The organism is Alteromonas sp. HB246098 (assembly GCF_054890645.1).
This window is the reverse complement of sequence record NZ_JBTZUG010000008.1, coordinates 197,525-208,171: the sequence shown is the minus strand read 5'-3', so window position 1 is coordinate 208,171 and position 10,647 is coordinate 197,525. Positions and strand designations below refer to the sequence as shown.

General features: G+C 42.0%; 10 protein-coding genes. 3 read left to right on the top strand and 7 right to left on the bottom strand.

What is annotated here, in order from left to right; all coding sequences use genetic code 11:
• Positions 1 to 112: 112 nt before the first annotated feature.
• The 3 genes from ACYTPF_RS16655 to cysK form a co-directional block, all read right to left on the bottom strand.
• Positions 113 to 607, bottom strand: a complete 495-nt coding sequence (locus ACYTPF_RS16655) for a hypothetical protein (protein ID WP_461852995.1) — start codon at positions 605 to 607, stop codon at positions 113 to 115.
• Between the two features lie 244 nt (positions 608 to 851).
• A complete protein-coding gene (locus tag ACYTPF_RS16650; RefSeq protein ID WP_118494447.1) occupies positions 852 to 1,310 on the bottom strand; it encodes a nuclear transport factor 2 family protein in 459 nt (152 codons plus the stop codon).
• Positions 1,311 to 1,540: 230 nt separating this feature from the next.
• On the bottom strand, positions 1,541 to 2,506 hold the full coding sequence (gene cysK, locus ACYTPF_RS16645; RefSeq protein WP_334060357.1) for a cysteine synthase A: 966 nt from the start codon (positions 2,504 to 2,506) through the stop codon (positions 1,541 to 1,543).
• A 271-nt stretch (positions 2,507 to 2,777) separates the two neighbouring features.
• Here cysK and ACYTPF_RS16640 point away from each other — a divergent pair, with 271 nt between their 5' ends.
• The 3 genes from ACYTPF_RS16640 to ACYTPF_RS16630 are packed head-to-tail and all read left to right on the top strand — an operon-like array spanning position 2,778 to position 5,531.
• Positions 2,778 to 3,614: an AAA family ATPase gene (locus ACYTPF_RS16640; RefSeq protein WP_461852994.1), complete on the top strand. Its 837-nt coding sequence runs from the start codon at positions 2,778 to 2,780 to the stop codon at positions 3,612 to 3,614.
• Positions 3,614 to 4,795: a vWA domain-containing protein gene (locus ACYTPF_RS16635; protein ID WP_461852993.1), complete on the top strand. Its 1,182-nt coding sequence runs from the start codon at positions 3,614 to 3,616 to the stop codon at positions 4,793 to 4,795. Before ACYTPF_RS16640 ends, ACYTPF_RS16635 begins: the two co-directional genes overlap by 1 nt.
• A gap of 40 nt (positions 4,796 to 4,835) precedes the next feature.
• A complete protein-coding gene (locus tag ACYTPF_RS16630) occupies positions 4,836 to 5,531 on the top strand; it encodes a nucleotidyltransferase family protein (protein WP_461852992.1) in 696 nt (231 codons plus the stop codon).
• Between the two features lie 277 nt (positions 5,532 to 5,808).
• Here the strand turns inward: ACYTPF_RS16630 and ACYTPF_RS16625 are convergent, their stop codons facing one another.
• The 4 genes from ACYTPF_RS16625 to ACYTPF_RS16610 all read right to left on the bottom strand — a co-directional run bounded on the left by ACYTPF_RS16625 (position 5,809) and on the right by ACYTPF_RS16610 (position 10,452).
• The gene (locus tag ACYTPF_RS16625; RefSeq protein ID WP_461852991.1) at positions 5,809 to 6,408 is read right to left on the bottom strand and encodes a PEP-CTERM sorting domain-containing protein; all 600 of its coding nucleotides are present in this window, start codon (positions 6,406 to 6,408) and stop codon (positions 5,809 to 5,811) included.
• A 598-nt stretch (positions 6,409 to 7,006) separates the two neighbouring features.
• Positions 7,007 to 8,380 (bottom strand): MATE family efflux transporter, encoded by a 1,374-nt coding sequence (locus ACYTPF_RS16620; RefSeq protein WP_461852990.1) that lies wholly within the window; start codon positions 8,378 to 8,380, stop codon positions 7,007 to 7,009.
• 153 nt (positions 8,381 to 8,533) lie between these two features.
• A complete protein-coding gene (moeA, locus tag ACYTPF_RS16615; protein ID WP_461852989.1) occupies positions 8,534 to 9,748 on the bottom strand; it encodes a molybdopterin molybdotransferase MoeA in 1,215 nt (404 codons plus the stop codon).
• A 197-nt stretch (positions 9,749 to 9,945) separates the two neighbouring features.
• On the bottom strand, positions 9,946 to 10,452 hold the full coding sequence (locus tag ACYTPF_RS16610; RefSeq protein WP_179983581.1) for an outer membrane beta-barrel protein: 507 nt from the start codon (positions 10,450 to 10,452) through the stop codon (positions 9,946 to 9,948).
• Positions 10,453 to 10,647: the final 195 nt, after the last annotated feature.

Sequence of the window (10,647 nt, the reverse complement as noted above, 5' to 3'; positions counted from 1 at the left end):
CCCAACTTTGGGGCACAAATACATGGGCTGTAATAACGAGCGAAGCGAAGGGAGCCCATGTATTTGTGTCCCAGCGAACGCAGTGAGCGTCAATAGTTGTTTGTTAGCTACGTTACAAAAAAAGAGCTTTAACATCAAAGCTATACAAAGAAAAAAGACTAAATAAGGCAACAATAACTGGGGCAATTAATTCTAAGATTAGGCGAGATGCATATACCGGTATTGTAGCTTGGTATGATTTGCGAAATTTTTCATTTAATTCGTTTTTCAGTTCAAGCAATTCGTCATTATACTCAACTTTGTTATTTGCTATAGAATCTAGCCTTTCTATATTTTGAGCAGCAGATAATACATGTAAGGCTTGATATTCTGATGCTGAATAAACGATAAAGGCGAACAAAAAATATAAAATTATAGCTGATAATAACGCTATCAAAGATTCAATATTTGACAACGAAAAATCAACGCCAAAAGCAGTTATTTTGGTTGGAATAAGGCCAACCCTAGAAGCAATTATGCCCAAAATGGAAGAAATTAGTAAATTACGCTGAGATTTCCTTGTTGTTTCGTTAAAGGGCTCACGAAGTCTGTCCATAGAATGTTTCATTACTACCTCGGTGATAAAATTAAGCTCTAAGTAGCTAACAATTTAGTGTCCGGAAAAAATCCTTTATGCAAAGTGGAAAATATCCGTATATCAGTTTTGTGTTGCTTTAAGTTATCACCCTAAACCAACACATTAAACTAAAAATAAATGTATCTGAGCTTAAAAGCCGGAAAACATCCTTTTTATTTTTACTTATCGTAAAAATAGTGGGCGCTGTATATAAGCACAGTATTTACTTTATTTGTTATAAATAGGCGTCAGGGTGTATTTTGTTTACCTTCCATTCGCCATCTTCTTTTATCAAATCTAGGCTTCGAAGGTCTTCTACTTTGTCGCCATTATAGTTTCCGCTCAAAAATACGGTAATAGTGGATTTCTCTGAAAATTCGTTTCTACCAATCTTACCTGCACTTTGCGGGGTTACGGTTACAGTGTCGTACTTTAAATTAAGCAAATGTCGTTGAACGTTACTATTGGTGTGGTATCGCGTTAGTATGCGCGACATTTTTTCACTGGATAGGCGTATTGCTGTGTCAAGATTATCGTCTTCGTAAACACTTTTTAGGAACATAACTGTGGTGTATTCAGGTGTGCTTTCGTCAAGCATGCCATACCGCCCAATTCCTTCTTTTTTCTCACCACAAGCCGATAAAATCAAAACTGTAAAAAGCCCTAATAGGGCGTACCACATACGCGTTTTCATTTGGGTTACCTTAATATAAAGAGGTCCGTTTCTTATTGATAGTTTCATATCTTAGCTAAGTCAATGTAACGACTGCCAAGAAGTTTGCTAAGCGGATTATTCACAAAAAACTGTATAAAAGCAAAGTGACGATAGGGTTTTACAAATTGTTGTTAAAACAAGGTTTTATTTGAAGCATAAAAAAACGAGGCACCGGGCCTCGTTTTAGCATTATTGAAATTGAAAGGCAGTTATTGCACTTCTTCTTGCTCGTCGAACGCACCAGCAAATAGTGGGCTGCTTAAGTAACGTTCTGTACCACTTGCTAGAAGCACTACAACTACTTTATCTTTATTTTCTGGGCGTTCAGCAAAACGCTTAGCGGCAACAACGGCAGCACCAGAAGAAATACCCGCAAGAATACCTTCGTCGGTCATTAGCTTGCGCGCCATGTCCATACATTCGTCGTTGGTAACTTGTTCAACTTCATCGATTAGGTCTAAGTCCAGGTTACCTGGAATGAAACCTGCGCCAATACCTTGAATTTTGTGTGGTCCAGGGGTAAGTTCTTCGCCTGCAAGCGCTTGAGTAATTACTGGTGAGTCTGTTGGCTCAACGGCAATAGAAGTAATTGCTTTACCTTTTGTGTTCTTAAGGTAGCGACTTACACCCGTAATAGTACCGCCCGTACCTACACCTGCTACAAACGCGTCAACTTTACCGTCGGTATCTTCCCAAATTTCAGGGCCCGTCGTTTTTTCGTGAATAGCTGGGTTAGCCGGGTTATCAAATTGTTGAAGTAGTACGTACTTGTCTGGGTCTGATGCCACAATTTCTTGCGCAGCGGCAACGGCACCTTTCATGCCCTTAGGCGCTTCAGTAAGAACAAGGTTTGCGCCCAATGCTTTTAGAAGCTTACGACGCTCAAGACTCATGCTGCTGGGCATGGTTAGCGTAAGCTTGTAACCGCGAGAAGCCGCAACAAATGCCAAAGCGATACCTGTGTTACCACTGGTAGGCTCTACAATTTCTTTACCTTCGGTAAGGACACCGCGCTTTTCAGCATCCCAAATCATGTTAGCGCCAATGCGGCACTTAACGCTGAAGCTTGGGTTACGCGATTCAATTTTTGCGTATACATTACCTGATGTTACGCGATTTAGCTTAACTAGTGGCGTGCGGCCAATAGATAGGGAATTGTCGTCAAATACGTTCATTATAAATCCTTACCTCGTTCCTTATTTTATAGGAAACCCCGTCTGTCGTGATCTGTACGACCTTTTTAGTAGTTAATAATTCAACGAATGTGATAGTTAATAATTCACAGCCTGAATTAGGGGATTTCGTCATACCCCTATATCATTGGTCCCAATCAGTAAAATGCAAAGTGCTTTTTAGCTATATGTTATATCTATGGGCAATCATGAGAAGGCCTTGATATTATAGTTAAAATTGCAAAGACGAAAAATTATACGGAGTACAACAATAATGGCTTTTAGTGGCACGTCTAATTATATCGCAACTAAAGACTTACAGCTGGCGGTTAACGCTGCTATTACGCTAGAGCGTCCGCTTCTAATTAAGGGCGAGCCAGGCACTGGCAAAACTATGCTAGCTGAAGAGTTGGCCGAGAGTTTAGGCACCGAATTAATTCAGTGGCACATTAAATCAACCACCAAAGCACAGCAAGGTTTGTACGAATACGACGCGGTGTCACGTCTACGCGACTCTCAACTAGGCGATGATCGCGTTCACGATATTAGCAACTACATCGTGAAAGGTAAGTTGTGGGAAGCGTTTAGCGCTGAAAAGCGCCCAGTGCTGCTGATTGACGAAATCGACAAAGCAGACATTGAGTTTCCTAATGACCTGTTGCTAGAGCTCGATAAAATGGAGTTCTTTGTATACGAAACACAAGAACGTGTATTCGCGAAGCAGCGTCCTATTGTTATTATTACATCGAACAATGAAAAAGAGCTACCTGATGCTTTCTTGCGCCGCTGTTTCTTCCACTACATTCAGTTCCCGAATCCAGAGGAAATGCAAGAAATCGTTAACGTACATTTCCCAGATTTAAAGAAAAAGTTGCTTGATGAAGCATTGAAAGCTTTCTTTGAAATTCGCGATGTTCCAGGGCTTAAGAAAAAGCCTTCTACCTCTGAACTTATCGACTGGCTTAAGCTTTTAGTTGCTGAAGATATTCCACCTGAGGCGCTGCATTCAAAAGACGGTAAAGCAGCAATACCGCCATTATACGGCGCATTGCTTAAAAATGAGCAAGACATACATTTGTTTGAAAAACTGGTCTTTATGGCGCGTCGCTAATGCTTATTCAGTTTTTTTATACGCTGCGAAAATATCAGGTCAAAACCACGTTGCGCGAGTTGCTGGATTTGCTTAGTGCGCTTGAAAAGCACGTGGTGTATGCCGATATCGAAGCGTTCTACAGTTTGTCGCGTACCATTATGGTGAAAGACGAAACCCAATACGATAAGTTCGATAGGGCGTTTGCTGAGTATTTCGAAGGCGTAGAGTCTATCGACTTGTTCGGTAAAGACATTCCTGAAGAATGGCTTCGTAAGGAAATCGAGAAAAACTTAAGCCCGGAAGAGCGCGAGGCGCTGCGTAAGACAGGCGGCCTCGACGAACTGATGGAAACCTTAAAGAAGCGGTTAGAAGAACAAGAAAAGCGTCACCAAGGCGGAAACAAATGGGTTGGCACGGGTGGTACCTCGCCATTTGGTGCCTATGGCGACAACCCAGAAGGCGTGCGAATAGGGCAAAAAGGGAATAGAAAGTTCTCGGCGGCTAAAGTGTGGGATAAGCGCGAGTTCAAAAACTTAAGTTCAGATGTTGAGCTGGGTACGCGTAACATTAAAGTGGCGCTAAGAAAGCTGCGCAAGTTTGCTCGCACGGGTGCCAGCGAGCACCTAGATGTGCCTACGACGATAGGCGAAACCGCAAAAAAAGGTGGCTTGCTTGATATTCATATGGCGCCAGAGCGTCATAATGCGGTAAAAGTGTTGATGTTCTTTGATGTGGGGGGCTCTATGGACCCTCACGTAAAAAGCACCCAAGAGCTTTTTTCAGCAGTGCAGACCGAGTTTAAGTACCTTGAGTACTTTTACTTTCATAATTGCGTGTATGAAGAAGTGTGGAAAGATAATCTTCGCCGCAATAAAGAGCGTATTCCAATCTGGGATATCATTCATCGCTACGGCAAAGACTATAAGGTTATCTTTGTAGGTGACGCTACCATGGGGCCGTATGAAATTACCTACCCAGGGGGCAGTGTAGAGCATTGGAATGAAGAGCCTGGTAGTGTATGGATGCAGCGTTTGTTAAACCACTTTAATAACGCGGTGTGGCTTAACCCTCAGCCTGAAAATTATTGGCCGTATTATTCGTCTATAAAAATTATTCGCGAAATAATGGAAGACAGAATGTATGGGCTGACTCTTGAAGGGTTAACCGCTGCAATTAGAGGGCTTAGCAGAAGCCGCTAAGCCTTTGCGTTTAGCTGCCTAAAAATTAACGGATGTTAAATTGAATTCGAAAGACCATAAGGTAGCGTTTGTGATGCTGGCAGGTGGGCAAAGCTTACGCTATTGCGGCAACAAGCTTTTATCAGCTCACCCAAATTCAAAGTGCCCTCTTATTCAGCACTGCCTTAGCGAGGTAATAAGCGCACGCGATGAAATAGCGTTAGTCGGCGAACCGCCAATTACTGTGGTTACAGGAAAATGGCACGACAGCGTAAAAACACACCTGTCTCTTCATGCTCCTCAATTTCCCGTTAGTATAATTTACAATCCTTCATGGGAAGAGGGCATTGCATCCAGTATTCGTACTGGCCTCAAACATGTTTTAAATACGTCATCATCGGTGACCGAGGCCTCTGAAATTCCGAGGGCAACTCACATATTATTTACATTGGGCGATTTGCCTAGCCTCAATGCAGACGATCTTACCCGTCTTATTAACGCCTCTAAAGCTAAGCCATGTAATATTGTGTGCAGTGAATGGCGCGCAGATGGTGAAACGCAGTCACGCTTAACGGTACCCGCAATTTTTCCTGAAACCGTGTTTCGCGAACTATTAGCACTTAAGGGCGACGTAGGCGCTAAATCAGTTATTAAAAAGTATTTGAAGTTAGATGCAGTAACAGCGGTGTCTATACCAAATGCACAATATGATATAGACACGCCCCAAGATTGGAAAAATTTAAACAAATATAGTTAAAAACCGGGCTATTGAGTCAACTTGGAGCCGTTTAGTTAAAATAACAAAGCGGCTTTTACTTTTAGAACATTTTTTCTTTATTTTTCAATAATAATTGAGCCAAAGAAAAATATCATAACACCCCCAAAATATACGATTAGTCATTTTTTCAAATAGTTACTGGCTCATATTGAATGGTTGGGGATGGGTATTAGCGGGAAATATCTTGTTCTTAATTACCAAAAATAAAAAAACTGACCAATTTGATCAGTTTTTTTATTGTTCTAAAGCTCTTAGATTAAACTTTCTTTTTGAATTTCCTAGAAGCTAAACCCATTAAACTTAATGCAAAAACAGCTACGGTTGATGGTTCTGGTACTTGAGTAACGCCTGCTGCAATAGCTCTTCCCGCAACTGATTCATACCCCCACCCAAGAATGCTTTGTGTTCCATTATCGTTTTCAGAAATATTTACCCAACCATAATGTGTTTGACCAGCTAACTGAAATGATAAACCGAATATGCCAGAGTCACCGAAACTCATTATTCCTGAATAATCTGTTGTTCCAACAAAAAAGTCAGTATTACTCCAGTTACTGCTTGCTCCTATCATTTCTCCGAATAAAAATAAATAGCCTCCAGTTCCTGTACCAATATTAACCATATCACCATCAGAAGCACTAAAATGGAAATCGCCATGATCCGTAAGAAAAAATTCACCCACTGCACCTAAGGATGATGTTGAGGTCGCATCTGAAAGCATATCCCAATACAAATCGGTATCTTGAGACACTGTTGATGTTCCTGATGGTGTAAATGTTATTAATCCTGCTTGAGCAAACCCACTTACAGCCAAAGCGAAACTAGCCAATAGGCCTTTTAAAAATTTGTTTTTCATTAGAGTTTTCCTTTTAATCCCGGTCCTCTGAGGAGGGAGGTACTTAATTGAGTTAAAATTAAATACTGCGCCTTAAACTAAGCAAAAAATACACCCATTATTTTATTTGTAAAAAAATACAAAAGGTTATCGAGTGTAAGTTATTTTGGTGTTTGACATTTGCAAAATAACCTGACACTAAAATTGGTTACTCGCGAAGCTAGGCAGGTGTTCAATTTTGTTACGATAAACCTTATTAATGCGAACTTTATCGAGGCTAAATGACAATAAATCTTCTGCGATGTAAAGCTTCCTGATTAATCCAAGTCTCATAGCTGGGGTTGATGGTTTGGGTTTATTATTACCTGAAAAATTTCGGTCAATAGTGCGCTCATTGGTCATGCAATAGGAGGTTTTGGCGAGTTTTAAATAACTCATTGAAAATACTAACTAATCGTACACTTTTTCAGTTGTGTTAACAGTGGAATTCAACTTGCATTAGAAATTTATTCTTTATTTTTTAACTGTATGAATTGAAAAAAAAGCTACTATCCCAAAATAGTAGCTCCAAATTAACTCAATAGCCGGTTAAAACCGGCTTTTAAATTGTTTAACGCACTTACGCATTCGCTATACGGTGTGCAGCACTCGGTCTTTGAATATAAAGAAGCCGCGCTCCTAGCATTACTGCTGCCGCACTTAAGCCTACGATAAATCCAATCCAGAACCCTGCTGCAGCCATCGGCTCAGCCGTTATCCAGTCTGTTCTTCCCAACACTACACCCGTAGGAAGACCTATTAACCAGTACGACACAAAGGTAATGATAAACATCGCTGTAGTGTCTTTGTATCCGCGTAATGCATTGGCAGAGATAACCTGAACGGCGTCTGATAGCTGAAACAGTGCAGCATATATGAGTAGCGCGTTAGCTAACGTGTAAACAGCATCGTCGCTGGTATATAGCCCAATAATGAAACCTTTAGCCAGCAGAGTGAAGCTCGCCGTACATGCTGAGGTGAAAAAGCCGATAAGAATAGCAGTACGGGCTGCTATTTTAGCCTGACGCTGATTTCTTTGCCCAATGCGATACCCAATGCGGATAGCGGCAGCCATCCCAATACTCATAGGAAACATAAACATAAGCGCCGAGAAATTCAGGGCTACTTGGTGGGCAGCTACCGTGGTGGCACCAAATGGTGCTAATAACAATGCAACTACTGAGAACAGCGTTACTTCGAACAAAATCGTCATGGCAATAGGCAAGCCCATTTTAAAAGTTCGGCTTATGGTTAACATGTTTGGCTTGTACAGCTGACTAAACAAATTGTATTTTTGCAGAGCAGGGGCGAAGCGCACATAGATGAAGGTTGCAATCAACATAGTGTAAATAACGATGCCAGTAGCAATACCACAACCAGCGCCGCCCATGGCAGGCAGTGGGCCAACACCGTAAATAAATAGGTAGTTTCCAACAATGTTAGCCATCAAGCCAATTACGGTAATGATCATCGTAGGCTTGGTTTTACCTAAGCCTTCACAATAGTTTCTAAGCCATTGGTACAAAGCAAAACCCGGCATGGCAAATAGCACGTAAAGCACATAGTCTACGGTTATGCTGTGCAGTTCAGGCGCCATTGGAAAAAGCGCTACCATATTTTCAGTGAAGGGAATTAACCCTGCTATTACCAGTCCTACAAAGAAGATCAGGTAGCCTGCTTGCTGGCTGGCATCAGCAATGCTGCTAATACTTTTGTTACCCTGTAACCGCGAAATAATAGGGGGAAGCGCAAGGGCTATACCTTGTATAAAACACAGAAGTGGTACGGTTATGCTAAACCCAAGGGCCACTGCTGCCATGTCGGTAGCGCTATAACGCCCCGCCATAATGGTATCGCTTACGCCCATTAGCATCTGTGTAATTTGCGCAACTAGCAATGGCCACGCAAGCTTTAAAATATCTCTTCCTTCTACAAGAAAGCGTTTCTTATTCACGGTAATGTGTCTCTATATAAGTCGCCAAGAGCGACGAGGATAATGGCTAATTGTTTCGCGTAGTGTTTTGATAAATGTTTCTTGGTAAATACAGAAGTAAAACCGAATCGCGAAAAAAGTGATTTAACGTAAAGCGTTTAAACAACAGCCGTTTTAAAAATGCAGTGGCATAACGGGAATCGTGTCACCAGGTTTCAGCTCGCTGATATCCTCATGCACTACCATAAGGCAGTTGGCAGAGGTGATTGACGTCATCACACCAGAGCTTTGTGATTTAAACGGTGTGACTTCCCATTCTCCTTGGTTGTTTCTCACCATAGTTGCACGCTGGAAATCTCGTCGACCCGCACGGCGCTTAAGCGATGTGGTAATAGTCGCGTTCACAAAAAACGGCTCGTGGCTTTGTGCTTGGCCTTGCATTTTCTTGATAACGGGCACAACCAGTAACTTGGCAGTGACAAATGAAGATACGGGGTTGCCCGGTAAACCACAAAACAAGGTGTTATTAATTTTTCCTAAAGCGAAAGGTTTGCCCGGTTTAACCGCGACTTTCCAAAAATCGATAGTGCCTAGTTCAGCGATGATATCTTTTACGTAGTCTGCGTCACCAACTGAAACACCACCGCTACTTACCATCACGTCAACACGCCCGCTGGCTTCAATAAATAGCGTACGCAAGGAAGCTTCGTCATCTTCCACAATTCCGAAATCTACAAGTTCTACGTTTTCATTGCGTAATATACTGCTCACGCCAACGCGGTTCGACTCGAAAATTTGCGTTGGTTTAAGGGCGTCACCAGGGGCGGCAAGTTCCGAACCGGTTGCTACCACCCCAACGCGAAGCTTTCGGTAAACGGCTACGGTGCTTTTTCCTTGAGAGGAAAGCAACATAAGGTGCTCGGCGTGAAGGCGGGTGCCCTCGCTGATTAGCGTATCGCCACAGGCAATATCATTGGCTTTTTTGCGAATATTCTCTTTCGCACTAGGAAGTTTGTTTATGACTACAGTCTCGTCGCGAGTTTCAGTATTTTCTACCATTACGACGGCATTGGCATTATCCGGAATAGGTGCGCCAGTCATTATTTTAAACGCTTTGCCATTTACAAGCGGCTCGTCAGCGCTCATACCTGCGGTAATAACACCTTGTACTTCAAGCTCAGCGCTATTAGAAAGGTCCTCAACGTTAACGGCGTAGCCGTCCATCGCCGAGTTGTCCCAAGGTGGAACATCGATATGAGCAATAACATCTTCTGCTAAGATGCGGTTGTTGGCGTCAAAAATACTCACATGTTCAATGTCGCTTATCGCTTTTGCTGCGTTAAGCGCTTTAGTAAGGGCTTCTTCAAGTGAAAGCCATTTAGATGACATACCAACAACTCCAATTAATTATTTAACAGGCGGATATTACAGAAAAAACACCCTTATACCAAAGGTTAAAGCGTGAAATAAGAGAATGTTGGCAAAAATGAAATGGAGGATGCGAAGAAGAATGTTGAAAGCTGATTTACGTCGTTATCCGTGAGTGACGAAGAATCTATTTACTCCACCACTCACCGATTAGAGAATTAGAATGCGAATTTGGCGCCGATGCTAAGTACGTCTGTACCATCAAATGACTCGTAAGAAACCTCAGCTGATGTGGTTGGATTAAACTTATAGCCTAAGCCGCCACCAATCCCAAATTCCCAATCTGATGTGTCAGATTCAGAAAATCCCCCCGCGCTGGCTGTTACTTCAAGTTTACCGTAAGAAGGAGCGATATAAGCGTAAACATTTTCAGTTACGTCAAACTCACCTCTAAGTGAAAGTGCGTAAAACGAATCTAATTCCAGATCTACACCAAAGATCTCGTCGTCGCTAACGCCAATGCCGTATCTTAGCTCAGGAACGAGTGAAAACGTTTGGTTAACCGCGTATTTGTAACCTGCTGACGCTACGATACCACCAAGGCTAATATCAATATCACCGTCGCTGTCTGACAAATTGCTATAACTCACTCCCAAAACCCAGTTCGCTGATGCGGACATAGAAACAGATACTAACGCTGCAGCTAAAAGTGCCTTTTTAAACATAATTATTCCTTTTCAATTAACTTTTATTATTCTGATGATTTTCAAAATGCACAAGCATTGAGGCTGCAAGAAAGGGAAGTTATACATTGATAACCAGAACGCAAATGAGTTTGATGAAACAGTGTTGGTTTCATCCTAACTGTCTACGGAAGTCCCTTTCTCAATAGCTCGGAGAGTATCATCAGTCTTCTGTTA